The 15,931-nt window shown below is 44.5% G+C and carries 15 protein-coding genes and 2 tRNA genes; 13 read left to right on the top strand and 4 right to left on the bottom strand.

Annotated features, from left to right (window positions below):
* Positions 1 to 63: 63 nt before the first annotated feature.
* Together AAFP14_RS26130 and AAFP14_RS26125 are read right to left on the bottom strand one after the other, a co-directional pair.
* The gene (locus tag AAFP14_RS26130) at positions 64 to 1,539 is read right to left on the bottom strand and encodes a serine/threonine protein kinase (RefSeq protein ID WP_341735087.1); all 1,476 of its coding nucleotides are present in this window, start codon (positions 1,537 to 1,539) and stop codon (positions 64 to 66) included.
* 525 nt (positions 1,540 to 2,064) lie between these two features.
* The gene (locus tag AAFP14_RS26125; RefSeq protein WP_341735086.1) at positions 2,065 to 3,783 is read right to left on the bottom strand and encodes a helix-turn-helix domain-containing protein; all 1,719 of its coding nucleotides are present in this window, start codon (positions 3,781 to 3,783) and stop codon (positions 2,065 to 2,067) included.
* Positions 3,784 to 4,453: 670 nt separating this feature from the next.
* On the opposite strand from AAFP14_RS26125, the gene AAFP14_RS26120 reads away from it, so the two are divergent.
* From AAFP14_RS26120 to mutT, 5 genes are all read left to right on the top strand, one after another.
* Positions 4,454 to 4,535, top strand: a tRNA-Leu gene (locus AAFP14_RS26120).
* Between the two features lie 73 nt (positions 4,536 to 4,608).
* Entirely contained in the window at positions 4,609 to 5,385 is a 777-nt protein-coding gene (locus AAFP14_RS26115) for a TrmH family RNA methyltransferase (RefSeq protein ID WP_341735085.1), read from the top strand.
* 372 nt (positions 5,386 to 5,757) lie between these two features.
* Complete coding sequence (locus tag AAFP14_RS26110; RefSeq protein ID WP_341735084.1) at positions 5,758 to 6,717, top strand: RNA polymerase sigma factor, RpoD/SigA family; 960 nt, start codon at positions 5,758 to 5,760, stop codon at positions 6,715 to 6,717.
* A 220-nt stretch (positions 6,718 to 6,937) separates the two neighbouring features.
* The gene (locus AAFP14_RS26105; RefSeq protein ID WP_340518474.1) at positions 6,938 to 7,279 is read left to right on the top strand and encodes a DUF760 domain-containing protein; all 342 of its coding nucleotides are present in this window, start codon (positions 6,938 to 6,940) and stop codon (positions 7,277 to 7,279) included.
* 116 nt (positions 7,280 to 7,395) lie between these two features.
* Positions 7,396 to 7,812 (top strand): 8-oxo-dGTP diphosphatase MutT, encoded by a 417-nt coding sequence (gene mutT / locus AAFP14_RS26100; protein WP_472851093.1) that lies wholly within the window; start codon positions 7,396 to 7,398, stop codon positions 7,810 to 7,812.
* A 31-nt stretch (positions 7,813 to 7,843) separates the two neighbouring features.
* On the opposite strand, the gene AAFP14_RS26095 is transcribed toward mutT, so the two are convergent.
* On the bottom strand, positions 7,844 to 9,082 hold the full coding sequence (locus AAFP14_RS26095; RefSeq protein ID WP_341735083.1) for a histidine kinase: 1,239 nt from the start codon (positions 9,080 to 9,082) through the stop codon (positions 7,844 to 7,846).
* A gap of 88 nt (positions 9,083 to 9,170) precedes the next feature.
* Between AAFP14_RS26095 and AAFP14_RS26090 the strand changes: the two genes are divergently transcribed.
* The 3 genes from AAFP14_RS26090 to AAFP14_RS26080 all read left to right on the top strand — a co-directional run bounded on the left by AAFP14_RS26090 (position 9,171) and on the right by AAFP14_RS26080 (position 13,702).
* On the top strand, positions 9,171 to 10,859 hold the full coding sequence (locus AAFP14_RS26090; protein ID WP_341735082.1) for a DUF2079 domain-containing protein: 1,689 nt from the start codon (positions 9,171 to 9,173) through the stop codon (positions 10,857 to 10,859).
* 274 nt (positions 10,860 to 11,133) lie between these two features.
* Complete coding sequence (locus AAFP14_RS26085; protein WP_341735081.1) at positions 11,134 to 12,321, top strand: glycosyltransferase family 4 protein; 1,188 nt, start codon at positions 11,134 to 11,136, stop codon at positions 12,319 to 12,321.
* Between the two features lie 136 nt (positions 12,322 to 12,457).
* A complete protein-coding gene (locus tag AAFP14_RS26080) occupies positions 12,458 to 13,702 on the top strand; it encodes an MFS transporter (protein ID WP_341735080.1) in 1,245 nt (414 codons plus the stop codon).
* A gap of 69 nt (positions 13,703 to 13,771) precedes the next feature.
* On the opposite strand, the gene AAFP14_RS26075 is transcribed toward AAFP14_RS26080, so the two are convergent.
* Positions 13,772 to 13,845 (bottom strand) — tRNA-Arg (locus AAFP14_RS26075).
* 78 nt (positions 13,846 to 13,923) lie between these two features.
* Here AAFP14_RS26075 and moaC point away from each other — a divergent pair.
* From moaC to AAFP14_RS26050, 5 genes are all read left to right on the top strand, one after another.
* Positions 13,924 to 14,445: a cyclic pyranopterin monophosphate synthase MoaC gene (gene moaC, locus AAFP14_RS26070; RefSeq protein WP_341735079.1), complete on the top strand. Its 522-nt coding sequence runs from the start codon at positions 13,924 to 13,926 to the stop codon at positions 14,443 to 14,445.
* Positions 14,446 to 14,533: 88 nt separating this feature from the next.
* On the top strand, positions 14,534 to 14,791 hold the full coding sequence (locus AAFP14_RS26065) for a 2TM domain-containing protein (RefSeq protein WP_341735078.1): 258 nt from the start codon (positions 14,534 to 14,536) through the stop codon (positions 14,789 to 14,791).
* Between the two features lie 64 nt (positions 14,792 to 14,855).
* Positions 14,856 to 15,161 carry a DUF3181 family protein gene (locus tag AAFP14_RS26060; RefSeq protein WP_341735077.1) on the top strand — a complete coding sequence of 102 codons (306 nt, stop codon included), beginning with the start codon at positions 14,856 to 14,858 and terminating at the stop codon, positions 15,159 to 15,161.
* Positions 15,162 to 15,256: 95 nt separating this feature from the next.
* Positions 15,257 to 15,406, top strand: a complete 150-nt coding sequence (locus tag AAFP14_RS26055; RefSeq protein ID WP_341735076.1) for a hypothetical protein — start codon at positions 15,257 to 15,259, stop codon at positions 15,404 to 15,406.
* Positions 15,407 to 15,583: 177 nt separating this feature from the next.
* Positions 15,584 to 15,811: a hypothetical protein gene (locus AAFP14_RS26050; protein WP_341735075.1), complete on the top strand. Its 228-nt coding sequence runs from the start codon at positions 15,584 to 15,586 to the stop codon at positions 15,809 to 15,811.
* Positions 15,812 to 15,931: the final 120 nt, after the last annotated feature.

The following is a 15,931-nucleotide window of genomic DNA, read 5'->3' as shown; positions in this document are numbered from 1 at the left end:
ACGGTGGGGCACACCGAAATCAACGCTTGGGGACAGACCGATCTCTACTCTTTGATGGCAGCATCAACGAGCAAATCGACTGATTGATCCAAGAATCCCCGCGCCTTCAAGGCCGGGGAGTGTCAAATCCACTTCTTTAACAAGTTGCAATCCTGTTTGCAATCGGGGAATAGCAGCCGAATATTGTTTCTCCAAAATATCCAACCTTGCCAAATTATTCAGAGATTTTTCAGGCAAATCTTTGAGAGATTTTTTATAGCTATTTCGCGCTGAATCAAAGTCCCTATTTATTTCAAAAATCAAGCCTTGAATATAATGAGCTTCCCCCAAGTTTGGTTCTAAAAGAAGTGCTAAATTTAGATAAAACTGAGCATCTCCTAACCTATCGGCTGTATAATTCTCATGAGCGCAATTATTCAAAGCAACAGCCCACTGAGGGGGAAATAATTTAAAACCGATAATTCCCAAAAATAGCGATACACCTAGCCCTAGGGAAGCCAGACGATAATTAATCCGAGTCCATCTAATATAACGCTTTAAAAAATTAAGTTTACTTCCACCTTGACCAAACAAATTAGCAACAGTTAAATGACAGCACTCAATTTCAGCTAAACGCTGCAAAACCGTGCTGGGATTTTGGGGGCGACGGTGAGATTCAACGGCCATCATCTCATCTATTAAATCGGCAAACTTTACTGAAATTTGTGGTGCTAAGTCTCGCCACATTAACTTTCCTGTTGCTGTTGTCACTAAATCATTTGGGCGATCGCCAGTTAGCAAATGTACAAAAGTCCGCCCCAAAGCAAACAAGTCAGATTTGGGAATTGCAGCGCCATTTTCTTGTTCTGGAGCTGTATAACCTGATGAGAAAATCCGCGTCGTATCTCTATTTTCATATTTCTTTATATAGGTATCAGAAGTTATTTTGCTGGCAGTACCAAAGTCAATCAATACTAGACTACCGTCAGGACGGCACATAATATTACTCGGTTTAATATCTCGGTGGAAAAAACCTTTTCTGTGAACTGATTCTAAAATTTTAGCGCTTTGTCTCAGCCAATCAATCCCTCGTTCTTCAGAAACTCTCCCGTTTTCTTTCAGCCATTGTTCGAGATTTTGACCTTCTATTTTCTCCATTGCTAAACAGTGGAGATTATTACCATTACTGGTTTCAAAAGTAAAGTACGCTCCCGGAAAAACTTGAGGTACTGCCAGAGATTTCAGATACCGTAATATCATTTCTTCTTCCTGAAACAAGCGAATTACATTGGGGTCGCTATTGTGGGTTAGCACTTTCAAAATTTTGGGAATATAGCAACCATACTCGCCATCTTCCAAGTCTTGTAATTCAAAAATTTCGGTGCTATCGCTTCCATGTTGTAGTTTTCTCAGCGCTCGATAGCGATTGTTGATTAACAATGAGGTGTTGCAAGCAAGACAATTATCGAATCCATCAGGGTTTGGACGATGTTTGCACCTAGGATTGATGCAGTAGTTAACACTCTCTTCTCCCAACATTGGTTCATCAAAACAGTTCATTTTTGCCTCCTCATCAATTTGCTTAAAACAACGAAACTAAGACTTATACCATTTCTCTAAAATCCTGCAACAATCTTTGACCCCCCCTAACCCCCAGGGCTGTTTCATTCTCTTGTAGGGGCAATCCCCCCGTGGTTGCCCTGATGCCTGAAACAACTACAAAATCGTGGATGAGGAGGGTAGGCACGCACCATCCACTACCCCTACAAAACGATGATTTGTTTGAAAATGAAACAGCCCCCCCCTAACCCCCCCTTACAAAGGGGAGGGAGAAGACTACTGTTGCATTTTTTTTTAAAATTGGTATTAGACACTGCCTAAATCTTAGGTAATGGGTAATTGGTAATTGGTCATTAATTTACAAGCCATTTTTAGCAGTTTGTAGTTTGCAACCATTACCCACCTAAATGAGAAAGGCTATATTATACCATTTTCATAAATTTCTTACAGATGTAGTTCAAAGCCCCCCCTTAGTAAGGGGGGGTTGGGGGGGTAGATATGTAGCGCTACTTTATGAAATTGGTATTACACAGGTAAATTTGACTCTTGTTTGCGATCGTCCGGTGCGAGATTTTTTTCCTCTGGTTGCATCACTGCTAGCAAATTTTGGAAATTCTCTTCAGTGTATCCTCTTTCTAGCCAATCCTGATTTTGGATCGCAGCATACACTTTATTTAACTGCTCGTAAGCTTTGCTATTAGTTTTAAACAACTTAGTCAAATGCTCCTTGAGAGTAATAGCAATGGAGTCTTCTACCCTAGTACCTTTGGTATTTGGATTGAGCTGGGTATTTTTAAACACCAGATGACTTTTGAGTATTTCAATTTTATTTCCATCTAGTTTTTGAGTTTTGAGCATCCCCAAAATTTCTCTGCAAGCCTTGGCTGTCAATTGCTCAGTCACGTACTGCATTAAAACATAGTGTAGCACAAACTCAGTTTGACCTTTGCCTGCGTTTTTATCAATCAACTCCCGGCGCAGCAGCGAAGATAGGGCTTCTAAAATTTCTGACTTAGATACGGGGAATAACAGATATTCCACTAACTGTTCTAAGGAAACGGGGGAACCTTGGATCGCCAACCAATACAGAATTGATTTTTCTAAATCTTCCAATCGTTCAAATTGGTCATTTAATAAAGCCTTGATTCCTCCAAATACAAAAGTTTGGCGTTTGAGAAAGTCGGCAACTTTGCCGTTAAACAATTCCCGAATAGCGGGAGCTACAATCTTTAACTCTAAGGGGTTTCCTTGATATATCTTAATGAGTTCTGTCCATTTGTTCTCATCAGACAAGCCTTGAGCTTTAAAAAGTTCTCGTGCTTCTATCTCGTTCAAACCTCCCAATTTTAAAGCTCGAACTGGGGAACGATCGCCTACGAGCAGATCGATCGCCTCCGGTACTTCCCGCGTGACGACGACTAAGCAGCTTTGATGCTGTTGTTCTGCAATTCTTTGGATTAATTCCCCATACTTCTCATAGCCTTCTCGATAATGTCCGGCTAACTTAGTCGGTTCTAAGATTGTTTCCCAACCATCAAACACCATCAGACATCGGAACTCTCGCAACTTTTCTATGAGTTGGGAGATTCTTTGATCTACATCAAGGGGTAAGTTAATTTGGGGCGATCGCTCAAAATCTGGCATCAAGGAAGTTAACAAATGAGCGATCGTTGGTGCTTGACGGAGCGATCGCCAAATCACGAACTGAAATCTTCCCTGAATTTGTTGGGCTAACTTTACCGAGAGACTTGTCTTCCCAATCCCACCGACTCCACTCAAAACTACCAACCGACATTGTTCTGCGACAATCCACGTCGCCAGGGAGTTGAACTCTTTGGTGCGGCCGCAAAAAACGGGAATATCTGGAGCTTCACCCCAATCAACCAGGGTACTCTGAGGAATTCCCCCAGACATCGAGCCAGAGTCAGACAGCCGTTGTGCTGGAGGTGACATCATGTGGGCTGGTAGTTTGACGAAGGGCGATCGTAAATGTCGCCCCAAAGCGGCACGGAAATTGGTTTTGCTGACTTCTTCTCGAAAAATTTCCGAAAGCAATTTCCAGAACTTGGGCCCGACATCTCGCATCAGGTAATTCATCTTATATTGAGAATTTTCAGCCATTTGCTCGTAGGTCATCCCCAAACACGCCCCGCGCAGAATCGTTACTTCCGGGTCGCTGAGGTGTCTTTCGGTTTCCGCAAAAACCACTATATCCATAAGTTTGAGGGTTTCTTCAAAATCCATTGCTTTATTAGAGGTTGTGCTTTAGTGTCCTGACTGACTTCACCATAACCCTAAGTTAACAATGAGGATTATTGAAGTTTTGTTAAATTCTACGAATACAGTATGCTAAAGTATTCTATTATGGTTATATAGCCCTTCTCACAAAAATCAAGTAGACAAAATTCTCTGAATATCGCAACTTTCACGCCTGATTACATACCTCACGTACCTGAGAAAGGCTATATAGAACCCATTTGACATCTTTTGACGATCGCCCTTGATGTGAGAGCGGCTCAGCTACAGGCGATCGGCATCCAATTGCTCCAAGAAAAGAGAGTGATGCAGTTTCAAGCAAAACGAGGAAGAATAGTTGCTTGTCTGTACACAACAAAAAGAAGAAAAAGGATAATCGGGATAGGTTCGAGTTAAAGCGAGGTGGATTGTCGAGCGATCTAATGCTGGGATTGAGCGGGTAAAATTCTCATCAAAAACTCCCTTGAGAACCTTAGACAATGCAAGTGCCAAGTTGATTAAGATGCTCGCTTCTTAGATCTCAAATGGGTTATATATAGCTGTTATCAAGTGTTTTAAGCTATACCCTATGCTCGCCGCCTAGACACCAAAAAATAATTTTCCTCTAAAGACTTGACAAAGTGACGCATATACCATAAATTAGTAAATCGTGGTTGATGCGGAACTGGCGGAATTGGTAGACGCGCATGATTCAGGTTCATGTGGTGCAAGCCTTCCGGGTTCAAGTCCCGGGTTCCGCATTCTCAAGGCAGGCAGTAGTTTGGGGTGATGCCGAGGCAGGCAATAACCCCATCCACTCTGCTAAATTAAACAATGCTCACAAGTATTCAAAATCCCCTAGTCAAGGAAATCCGCAAGCTCCATAGCTCGAAGGGACGCAGGGAACAACAATTATTTTTACTCGAAGGAACTCATCTGCTGGAGGAAGCTTGTGGGGTGAATTACCCGCTAGCTACGGTTTGCAGCACTCCTGAGTGGGTTGAGCAACATGGCAAGTTGTGGGAGCAGGCTTGTAGTTTGGCCGATCGCGCAGAGTTAGTCAATAGGAAGGTGTTGGAGTCGATCGCCACTACAGTCCAGCCCGATGGTATAGTCGCCACCGCACGTCGCACCGCGACTCCACCAGCAGAATTCTCCACTTTGGGGATAGCTTTAGAAACCATTCAAGATCCTGGTAACTTGGGGGCGATCGTCCGCACGGCTGCGGCTGCTAATGCTGACGGTTTGTTACTGAGTGCAGATAGTGCGGATCTGGATCATCCAAAGGTGCTGCGAGCTTCCGCAGGAGCTTGGTTTAAACTACCCATGACAGTTAGTCCCGATTTAATGGCGGAAGTTTCTCGATCGAAAAATCGAGGGATGCAAATTTTAGCCACAGTCCCTGATGCGACTTTAACTTATTGGGAAGTAGATTTGCGATTGCCGACTCTGATCGTTTTGGGGAATGAAGGCTCTGGTTTGTCGGGCCAATTGAGGAATTTAGCCGATCGACAAATCCAAATTCCTTTGAGTCGGGGCGTAGAATCCTTGAATGTGTCGATCGCCAGTGCCCTGATTTTATACGAAGCTCAAAGACAAAGAAGTTATTAGTCAACAGTGCACTCTCAACCGTCATCAGTCCACAAATTCTGCCTTTTTGTAGACTTTGATGCAATTTTTCAGCTAGGAAAGCGGATACTCTCGTAGCATTGCAACTCATGCTCAGAGAAAATAAATGTAAAGAAATATAGCCAACCACTCTCAGAAATGTTAAGATTCTTAACATAAGTAGCATTGTTAACCCCCCAAGCAAAACCCAACCTGAGACGGGGGCGACAGGGAGTAGCAGCTAGCTACCATAAAACGAAGCCTGTTTAAATGCAAGGAAAGCGCAAGTCCCCGCCCGCTTTCCGTACCAGAAGAAGCTAGGGGTTTGCCGCACAGCAAACCTTTATAGGCACTGATCCTCAGCGGGAAAAGCTCATGAAAACTCTTAAGTCCTCAGATACAGATTCTGTTCGCGCTTACTTGCGAGAAATTGGCCGCGTTCCCCTGTTGACCCATGAGCAAGAAATACTCTATGGGAAACAGGTACAGCGATCGACTGCACTGAATCAGGAGAAATATATTCTCGCCGAAGAGTTAGGCCGCGACCCAACGACGGCCGAATGGGCACAGGCAGTTGGGCTGTCTGAGGCACAGTTGCAGCGGACAATCGAACACGGGGAAAGAGCCAAGCGGCAAATGGTGGAAGCCAATCTGCGGCTGGTGGTGTCTGTTGCTAAGAAATATATCAAGCGCAACGTAGACTTACTGGATCTAATTCAGGAAGGCACTATTGGAATGCAGCGAGGAGTGGAAAAATTTGACCCCACTAAGGGTTATAGATTTTCTACTTATGCGTATTGGTGGATTCGTCAGGCGATTACGCGGGCGATCGCCGAAAAAGGCCGCACCATCCGCTTACCAATTCACATTACCGAAAAGCTCAACAAAATTAAAAAGGCCCAACGCCAACTTGCTCAACAGCTAGGCCGGGCTGCCACTGCGGCGGAGTTGTCCAAGGAGTTAGATTTAACTCCCAAGCAAATTCGGGAATATCTAGAACGAGCTCGTTTGCCACTTTCCCTTGATTTGCGCGTGGGAGATAATCAAGATACTGAGTTGGGCGATTTATTGGAAGATACTGGTACTTCCCCGGAAGATTTTGCTCTGCAATCTTCCCTGCGGACGGATTTGGATCATCTGATGGCAGAATTGACTCCCCAACAGCGAGAAGTGCTGGCCTTGCGATTTGGTTTGGAAGATGGGCAAACTCTCACCTTGGCAAAAATAGGCGATCGGCTTAACATCAGCCGGGAACGAGTGCGGCAAATAGAACGGGAAGCTTTGACTAAACTCCGCAAACGAAAGCAAGATATCAACGATTATCTAGCCAGCTAGGTAGACTGGGGAGTGGCGATCGGTTTAGACTTTCGCCATCCCCCAATCTAACATCGTAAAAACCGTCTCCTTGAATTCGGTTGTGCCCACTTCGTTACGATCGCCGTCCTGCTACATTAGTAATTACTTGGTAAGAAAGATCAGCAGCCAGTAAATAAGGTTATTGAAATTAACCGGGCTGTCTCTAAAATCAACAACTGTCTCTGCAACGGAGGTTCTCGTGAGTAATTCATCTAACAAATCCCCAGAATTTTTTGAAGAAGACGGAGAAAATTCTAATTTACTGTGGCAGTACGTGCAGTCCATGGCTCCAGACACAGTTTCTCAGTTGTCTAAGCCAAATTCTCACGAAGTTTTTCAAGTAATGGAGCGAAATATTGTCGGACTATTGGGCAATTTACCTTCGGAACACTTCGGGGTGACAGTCACTACCAGTCGCGAGCATTTGGGTAGATTGTTGGCTTCGGCGATGATTAGCGGTTATTTTCTCAAGAATGCCGAACAACGAATGACTTTTGAAAAGTCTATGCAAGCTAGTGAAATACACGGTTCTGATGATTAAATTGTTAACAGTTAAATAGTCGAATACTCAAGCCCCCCATCACCAGATGGGGGGCTATTGTTAGTTGTTAGTTGTTATTTGTTAAATAACCAATAACCCATAACCATTAAATTAATATGTCTCTTTCTTCTTTACCTCACAAAGTCATCGGCGTTGCTGTCATCTGGAACGAACAAGGAAAAATTTTGATTGACAAAAGACGCCCACTTGGACTACACGGCGGTTTTTGGGAGTTTCCCGGTGGTAAAATAGAGCCTGGGGAAACCATGGAAGCTTGTATTGAACGGGAGATTATGGAGGAGTTGGGGATCGTCATCGCAGTTGGTGCGAGGTTGATGACGATCGAACACGACTACACTAATTTTACAGTTACCCTTTGCGTACACAACTGTCGCTACCTCAGCGGTGAACCGCAAACCCTCGAATGTGATGAAATTCGCTGGGTGACACTAGAGGAGATTGACCAATTTACTTTCCCCAAAGCCAACGAACAAATTATTGCTGTTCTCCGTAAAAATTATGGTGTTAACTGAAAACTAATAACTGATAACTGTTAACTAACTTTTATTTTTGAACGGGCAAAGTAAAGTGAAAACAACTGCCTTTATCGGGGACTGAATCTACCCAAATTTGACCGTAGTGGGCGCGGATGATGCCCTGACAAAGAGACAGTCCAATGCCGTAACCGTCTTGTGATTTGTCTCGCTGCAAGCGGAAGCTGTCTTCAAAAATGCTTTCGCAATTTTCTTGAGGAATTCCCGGCCCGCTGTTACCAATGCTGACTTGAACTTTGTAAGCAGTGCGGTGGAGCATGGAAATAGTCACAGTTCCTTGCTCTGGCGTATATTTGCTGGCGTTGTCGAGCAGGTTGGCAATCACTTGTTTGATCCGATCGGGATCGGCATAAACCAAGGGCAAATCTGGGGGAATGTCTGTCTCCAACCTGAGACTTTTAGCTTCAAATTTGTCTTGAAACTGAAGCAGTACATCTTGACAAATTTTCCCCAGTTCGATTTTTTTGGGTGCCATGTGCAGTTGGGCGTTGGTACCCCTAGCTGCTTGCAGGATATCTGTAATCATGCGATCGACAATCCGAATTTGCCGCCGAGCTTGTTTCATCAAATGAGTCGCCAGAGTGGGTGTCAAACGTGATGTTTCCCCCTTTTTCACCTTCTGATGTGACTCCAAAGTTTCCAAAGCCAAAGAAGCAGCCGTCAAAGGATTGCGGAGATCGTGGGCGAGCATGGCAATAATGCGGTCTTTCAACTGCAACTGTTCTTGCAGGTGTTCTGTTTCCTGTTTGAGGCGAAAAACTTCATCCGAAAGTTGCACCAGTTCCACGGCGCAAGCAACCGAATAAATCGGTTTTGCCTCTGCCCCAGTGTCAGCCGGAGATGTCGGAGACTGTTGTTGAGCGGTGTATTCTTCTACAGACAACAACCAACGGGGCCACCAGTGTTCCAATTGGGCGCTCAAATTACTGCCGGTAAGGGTTTGTCGCGGAGTGGGATGGATTTTGAGCAGGGAAGGAGTGGCTAGGACTTTAAAGTGTTCCGCCAAATCAGGCTGTTCCCCGACGTCGATGATTTGAAGTTCAAAGTCCCACTCTGCCTTCAATTCTGTCAGGGATTTGCGGATGTGTCTGGTTTGTTCCTTAGAAGAGGGACGCTTGTCTACAAACAGCAGAAGCTGTAGAACCGATTCGGAAGTGGCAGGCTGTTCACGAGAACAGTCGGTATCACTCGTGCCGATGGTCGGATGGACGCTATGGAGCTTTTTGATCGGGTGAAAATAATTGACCATTGCCGAGCCCAGTTATTTCACTTCTACTTTAATTTAATACCTCCTTTAGATTTATGCTAATCTCCGATAATTTGATGAGGGCGGATGGATGATATTTTTGAGTGGCAAGCAAAATTCGTCGCTGCATGAGGTGATGAAGGTGGCGGCGGGGTTTTTTGTGCTGTGCTTATTACTGACGCTGCATCGCTACTACAGCTTTTATGCCACTTACGACCAAGGCATTTTTAATCAACTGTTTTGGAATGGTAGTCACGGTCGCTTGTTTGAGAGTTCTCTCTCTTCGGCTTTGTCTACTAACGTGGTTCACCAAAATCAGGTCCCAGAAGTATTTTACTACCGGTTAGGGCAGCACTTCACTCCGGCGCTGATGCTGTGGCTGCCAATTTACTCCCTGTTTCCCTCTCCTGTGACTTTGACGGTGTTGCAGGTGACTTTGATTACGGCGGCTGGTTTAGTGCTCTACGCTCTTGCCAGACACTATCTAGAGCGTCGGCTATCGGCGGCCATTGTGGTCAGCTATTACTGTGCTAATGCGGTAATTGGCCCGACTTTGGGCAATTTTCATGATGTTTGCCAAATTCCGCTTTATGTTTTTAGCTTGCTACTGGCGATGGAAAAGCGCTGGTGGCCGCTGTTTGGGATTTTGGCAACTTTAATTTTGGCCGTGCGGGAAGATGGGGGTGTGGTGTTATTTGGGGTGGGAGTTTACCTGATTTTGAGTCGGCGCTACCCTCTGACTGGCTTGGCTGTGTGCGTTCTTAGTTTTGGTTACATGATTTTGTTGACTAATGCGATTATGCCGTTATTTTCTGCTGATATCTCCCAGCGGTTTATGATAGAACGCTTCGGTCAATATGCCGATGGAGAAGAAGCTTCGACTCTCGACATTATTTGGGGAATGGTGAGCAATCCTTGGCGGTTGATGGAACAATTGTTTACGCCGTTTTTTGGTAAAATCAAATACCTGCTTGGTCAGTGGTTGCCCTTAGCTTTGGTTCCTGCTTTCGCGCCCGCTTCTTGGACGATCGCTGGATTCCCCCTGCTGAAGCTATTTTTAGCTAAAGGAGAGTCGGTATTGGCGATCAATATTCGCTATGCGATGACTGTGGTGCCTGGGCTGTTTTATGGGACGATCCTCTGGTGGGCTAGTCGCCAACAGGAAGAAGATAAAATTAGAAGGGGAGAACAAACCATCTTGCGTTTTCCTTCTGCGGTGTTGCCTTTCCCTTCCTCTGCAAAATTTCGCCGATTTTGGGCGTTTTGTATCTCTTTGTCACTATTTTTCACCTTCACCTCTAACCCAAATCGGACTTTTTCGTTTATTTTGCCCGATGCGATCGCTCCTTGGGTGCAGGTTCCTTTGCTCAGACAGTGGCAACACGTTTTTCAGGTGCGCCCTCTGTTGGCTCAAATTCCTGCGGATGCTAGTGTGTCAGCGACTAACACGATTGTGCCGATTTTGTCAAGCCGTCGGGAAATTCTCAGGTTTCCGATGTTGGAATTGCGGAATGATGCCAGGGAGATAGTGAAGATGGAATATGCGATCGCGGATATGTGGCAGTTACAACAGTATCAGGCAGCATTTCGCGCGGAACGGGGACAGTTGCAGGCGATCGTCCCTCAAATCGATCGAATGTCCAAATCTGGAGAGTACGGCATTATTGGCTTTGAAGACGGCGCGATTTTGATGCAAAAGGGTGCTGCTTCTAACTCTGCATCGGCGGCGGCTTGGGCTAGTTTTCGTCGCCAATTGGAGCCGATTTTGAACAAAAAATAGGCAGGGACTGGCGATCGCCATTGCTGTGTCTGTGGCAAAAATCTTGCATCAACCTGTTTTTTAGTCCTGGACTCATAAATACCAAATCAACCTGGTTGTTCACGAGCATTAAAGGCTCAACAGCAGTATTTCCCTAAAAAACCAGGTTTTTGAGTCCAGGATGATTGTTCAGGTCATGGGTATGGCGATCGACCAACCAAAAAATCTGAAAATTATACAATAAATTAGTCAACAATAAACATTAAGATCTATAAATTCTGTGGAGGGAAGAGAGATGAAAATTTTGGTATTGGCGTGGGAGTTTCCTCCCAGAATCGTAGGTGGCATTGCCCGCCACGTATCGGAATTGTATCCAGAATTGGTGAAGCTGGGTCACTCCATTCACTTAATTACTGTAGAGTTCGGCAATGCGCCGATGTATGAAGTAGTGGAAGGAATACAGGTACATCGGGTAGTGGTGGGACACGCCCGCGACTTTTTCCACTGGGTAGCCAACCTCAACCAAAGCATGGGCCATCAAGGTGGCAAACTGATGCTAGAAGAAGGGCGTTTCGATCTGATTCACGCTCACGATTGGCTAGTGGGAGATGCCGCGATCGCCCTCAAGCATACTTTTAAAGTACCCCTAATTGCCACCATCCACGCCACCGAATACGGACGCTTCAACGGTCTCCACAATGACGGACAGCGTTACATCAACGCCAAAGAAAATAGCCTCGCTTACAATGCTTGGCGGGTAATTGTGTGCAGCGATTATATGCGCCGAGAAGCCGAACGGGTACTATCTACACCTTGGAATAAAATAGAAGTAATTTATAACGGAATTAGATCGGAAAAAAAACCACGCTTGCATGAATTCGATGCCAGAGATTTTCGGCGAAAATTTGCAGCAGATGACGAAAAAATTGTCTATTATGTGGGGAGAATCAGCTACGAAAAGGGCATAGCTGTATTTTTAAATGCTGCACCGAAAGTGATTTGGGAAATGGGGGGAAAGACCAAGATTATCATTGTGGGTGGTGGCAATACTGACCATCTGAAAAATCAGGCTTGGAACTTAGGGATTTGGAATAAATGCTATTTTACTGGGTTCATGTTTGAAGAAGACCTCGATAAATTTCAAACCGTGGCGGACTGTGCTGTTTTTCCTAGTCTTTACGAACCTTTTGGGATTGTAGCTTTAGAAAGTTTTGCTGCTAGAGTGCCTGTGGTAGTTTCTGATGCTGGTGGACTTCCCGAAGTAGTACAACACACGAAAACGGGCGTTGTTACTCAAGCAAATAATTCTGATTCTTTAGCCTGGGGGATTTTGGAAGTATTGAAAAATCCGGGTTATGGACAGTGGTTAGTTGATAATGCTTACTCAGACTTGGAACGCCGATTTAGCTGGCCGAAGTTGGCGATGGAAACAGAGTGGGTTTATCAACGGGTTATGGAAGAAAGAGCCGAGGTTGATTGGTAAGAATGTTGACTGTTGAGTGTGAGTCAAATATTAACTTTTTTAGTTGCAGATGTTAAAAACTTGTAACACAATGTATGGATACACTCTACCTTAGCTTGAGTGGACTCGGAAGATTGATTTGACAGGAATTAGCATCTTGAATATTTTTAGGGATCTCGAACCTCAACCCAGACGCAATTTGCTGACTTTATTCACCACAGGCTTGCTCTTCTGGTCGAGTTTAGCCTCACTTTTGCCAACTTTACCCCTGTACGTCCAATCCGTAGGCGGTACAAAACAGCAAATTGGCTTTGTCATGGGTGCATTTGCGATCGGGCTTTTGCTGTCGAGGCAGCAGTTGGGCAAAATGGCTGATAGCAGAGGCAGAAAACAAGTTTTACTCTTAGGTACTTTGGTAGCTGCGACAGCCCCTCTGTGCTATCTCTTGGCAAAATCTATTCCTTTACTGTTATTAATCCGCGCTGTTCATGGCATTAGCATCGCCGCCTTTACCACAGCTTACAGTGCTTTGGTAACAGATTTGTCGCCACCAGGAAAGCGGGGCGAATTAATTGGTTACATGAGTTTGACCACTCCGATTGGGATGGCCTTTGGTCCGGCGATGGGCGGATTTTTGCAAGCATGGGTGGGGTATACTCCTTTGTTTTTAATGTCTGCATCTTTCGCTACAATGGCGGTAATTTGTACTTTTCAAATTACGGAACCTAGTTGGGGAGATTTAGCAAAGCCAAATTTATTATCTGAGGAGAAATCCCAAAAAAATTGTTGGCAAATGCTGTGGAATCCTCGCGTTCGGATTCCCGCTTTAGTCTTATTGTTGGTAGGTTTAGTTTTCGGAACTTTAAGCACTTTTATGCCTTTGTTTGTGCAAGAAACTCAGGCTAATTTTAATCCTGGATTGTTTTACTCAACGGCAGCAATTGCTAGTTTTAGTATGCGATTAGTCACGGGAAGGGCTTCCGATAAATACGGACGAGGCTTGTTTATTTCTGGTGGCTTAATCTGTTACTTCTTTTCTATGTTTTTGTTGTATTCTGCTAACAATAGCAGTGCTTTTTTAATTGCAGCTTTGGTGGAAGGTTGTGCTGGTGGTACGGTTTTGCCGATGATGGTAACGCTGATGTCTGACAGGTGCCAACCTCAAGAAAGGGGCCGATTGTTTTCGCTTTGTATTGGCGGGTTTGATTTGGGAATTGCGATTGCAGGGCCCAGTTTAGGTTTTGTGGCGGAACAAGTGGGCTATAGAAATATGTTTGGTTTTGCGGCTGGACTTGCTTGTTTGGCTTTGGTGATTTTTGTTACTCAATGTAGTAAAGATTTGTCTCATTCCGTCAGGTTTGCTATGGGTAGAGGCAAAGATGTTTATGCTTTGAATGGTTGATTGAAGAAATTAAAAAAGTTATGAGTTTTGAATCCTGATTGGGAATCCAAAACTCATAACTTTTGATGATGGGCTTGGAGGGATTCGAACCCCCGACCTCATGGTTCGTAGCCATGCACTCTATCCAACTAAGCTACAAGCCCCTGTTGAGTCCAGATTTAATCTAAGATTGATTAAGTTCTTTTCCCACAGAATCTAACAGTAACACCATTTTCAAAATAATGCAAGACCTTTCGCCAAATTTTTCTAAATTGCCCGATCGCCCACAGCTAACTCACCTCAACAACAGCGGTGAAGCCCAAATGGTGGACGTTTCAGCCAAGATGACTACAGCGCGTCAAGCTGTGGCCTCTGGGAGGGTGCGGATGTTACCGGAGACTTTCGCGGCGATAGAAGCTGGGAATGCGCCCAAAGGTGATGTGTTGGGTACTGCGCGCTTGGCGGGAATTATGGCGGCGAAGCAGACGGCGAATTTGATTCCTCTGTGTCATCCTCTACCGCTAAGTAGTGTGGAGGTGCTGGTGATACCGGATGCTGAATTGCCGGGGTATGAAATTCGGGCTACGGTGAAAATTAAGGCGGAAACAGGGGTGGAAATGGAGGCGCTGACAGCGGTTTCGGTGGCGTCGCTGACTTTGTATGATATGGCGAAAGGGTTGGAAAAGTCGATCGTCATTGAATCAATTCGACTTGTGAGTAAAACTGGTGGCAAATCTGGCGATTATCAGAATTTAGAGGCATAAATTTTCTGTCTGGAGAGGGATGCAGCATTCAAAATGCTGCATTTATGCTTAAAATAGGCACAGAACTACTAACATAAAGTGAAAAACTATGCCTCCTCGTTGGCCACGCAAACCCGATCGCAAAGACCCAGAATACCGCCGTTTAGATGACCGGATGAATTTTGCGATTCATGTAGGTCTTTTTTCGGCTTTAAATTCTGGTTTGTGGTTTGTTCACAATTTGCAGAAGGCTGATTGGCCTTGGGCGGTTTCGGTAACGGGTGGGTGGGCACTGTTAGTCTTAGCCCACGCAATTTACCATTTTGCGATCGCCGATTATTCCCCCCTAACCAAAGATTCTGGTTGAAGGGAATTGTCGGCGATTTGTTAACTGTTGTGAATGATAACAAATTAAGTTTTTGGTTTTTAATATGGCTAATACTACGACAAGGGCGATCGAATCTTTAGCAGCCGAAATCGGCGAAAATGTCTATATTGACATTGCTAAGTGGCATTTATATCTGAAAGATGCCCACCTGGATAAGGTGGTGGCTGAACAACTTTATTCCTTGCTGGAAGATAGCAATTTAGATGCCGACAGAGTTGCACAAGTTTTGCAAAGTATTCCCGTTAAGTTAGGTGCTGGTAAGCGGGAATTGCCGTTAGCTGATTTGATTCCGATGCAGTGTCAAGTTCAGTTGATGGATGTTCTTGAGGAATTTCAGCGCAAAATGTAAACATAATTTGCGCCCAATCTGTGTAGGTTAGGTAAGGTGGGCAATGCCCGCCTTGCCTTTTTTAGTATCTTTTTACAATTTCTTTAGATTTTGCGATGAATGTCAAAAAAATTGCGATCGCCAATCCTGACATTCTTAAAGTCAAAGCAACACATCGAGCTCTGCTTGTATTAGCTAGTAATCTCAGCAAAAAATCATCCGTAACTATATATACTGCATTGAACACAACTTATTTTTACGAATAAAGTAAAATAAACAGTTATTTAAAAGAAGAGCTTTGGGATTGACAAGCAAAATATTTGTGTTAATGTAGTAGCGTTTGTTAAGCTTCAGATTTGTATTAATGTTCTTGCAAACAACAAAACCTTCAACCATCAAAGGTGCAAGCTACAAGGACAAATGTTGTAAACAATACACTACTGATGAATACAACCCTGATTCAATATCCAGCAAAAATTTGGTACAAGCTTGCTGACTATTGCCTTAGAACCTATCAAGGTCTGACTCAAGACCCCCGACTGTTTTTGATGCGAAAGTTGGCTCGTTTCGAGATAGTACGAGATGGGGTAGCGATGTTGTTTAACCGTTCAACGAAACCTCGTGAAATTAGCCCAGAAGAATCTTCGGTTTTGGGAAATTTGGATGTATAGCAACCGCCAAGGCGGTTATGGCGTAAACTGAGAATAATCTTCTTTGTTGCGGAGCGATCGCACGTCATGCCCCAACCATACAGCTACGACCTACGTCAGAAAGTCATTCAAGCTATCCAA

Origin of the sequence: Microcoleus sp. EPA2 (genome assembly GCA_020882975.1) — a bacterium.
Classification (GTDB): Bacteria; Cyanobacteriota; Cyanobacteriia; order Cyanobacteriales; family Microcoleaceae; genus Microcoleus.
Note: the sequence above shows the minus strand (reverse complement) of the source record. Positions and strands in the feature narration are given on the sequence as shown.

Excerpts from the sequence above, each read along its gene's own strand:
- AAFP14_RS26055 (WP_341735076.1), top strand. The coding sequence starts at position 15,257 with ATGAATGTCAAAAAAATTGCGATCGCCAATCCTGACATTCTTAAAGTC.
- AAFP14_RS26095 (WP_341735083.1), bottom strand. The coding sequence starts at position 9,082 with ATGGTCAATTATTTTCACCCGATCAAAAAGCTCCATAGCGTCCATCCG.
- AAFP14_RS26065 (WP_341735078.1), top strand. The coding sequence starts at position 14,534 with ATGCCTCCTCGTTGGCCACGCAAACCCGATCGCAAAGACCCAGAATAC.
- AAFP14_RS26130 (WP_341735087.1), bottom strand. The coding sequence starts at position 1,539 with ATGAACTGTTTTGATGAACCAATGTTGGGAGAAGAGAGTGTTAACTAC.
- AAFP14_RS26060 (WP_341735077.1), top strand. The coding sequence starts at position 14,856 with ATGGCTAATACTACGACAAGGGCGATCGAATCTTTAGCAGCCGAAATC.
- AAFP14_RS26050 (WP_341735075.1), top strand. The coding sequence starts at position 15,584 with ATGAATACAACCCTGATTCAATATCCAGCAAAAATTTGGTACAAGCTT.
- AAFP14_RS26125 (WP_341735086.1), bottom strand. The coding sequence starts at position 3,783 with ATGGATTTTGAAGAAACCCTCAAACTTATGGATATAGTGGTTTTTGCG.
- AAFP14_RS26110 (WP_341735084.1), top strand. The coding sequence starts at position 5,758 with ATGAAAACTCTTAAGTCCTCAGATACAGATTCTGTTCGCGCTTACTTG.
- moaC (WP_341735079.1), top strand. The coding sequence starts at position 13,924 with ATGCAAGACCTTTCGCCAAATTTTTCTAAATTGCCCGATCGCCCACAG.
- AAFP14_RS26090 (WP_341735082.1), top strand. The coding sequence starts at position 9,171 with ATGATATTTTTGAGTGGCAAGCAAAATTCGTCGCTGCATGAGGTGATG.
- AAFP14_RS26085 (WP_341735081.1), top strand. The coding sequence starts at position 11,134 with ATGAAAATTTTGGTATTGGCGTGGGAGTTTCCTCCCAGAATCGTAGGT.
- mutT (WP_472851093.1), top strand. The coding sequence starts at position 7,396 with ATGTCTCTTTCTTCTTTACCTCACAAAGTCATCGGCGTTGCTGTCATC.
- AAFP14_RS26115 (WP_341735085.1), top strand. The coding sequence starts at position 4,609 with ATGCTCACAAGTATTCAAAATCCCCTAGTCAAGGAAATCCGCAAGCTC.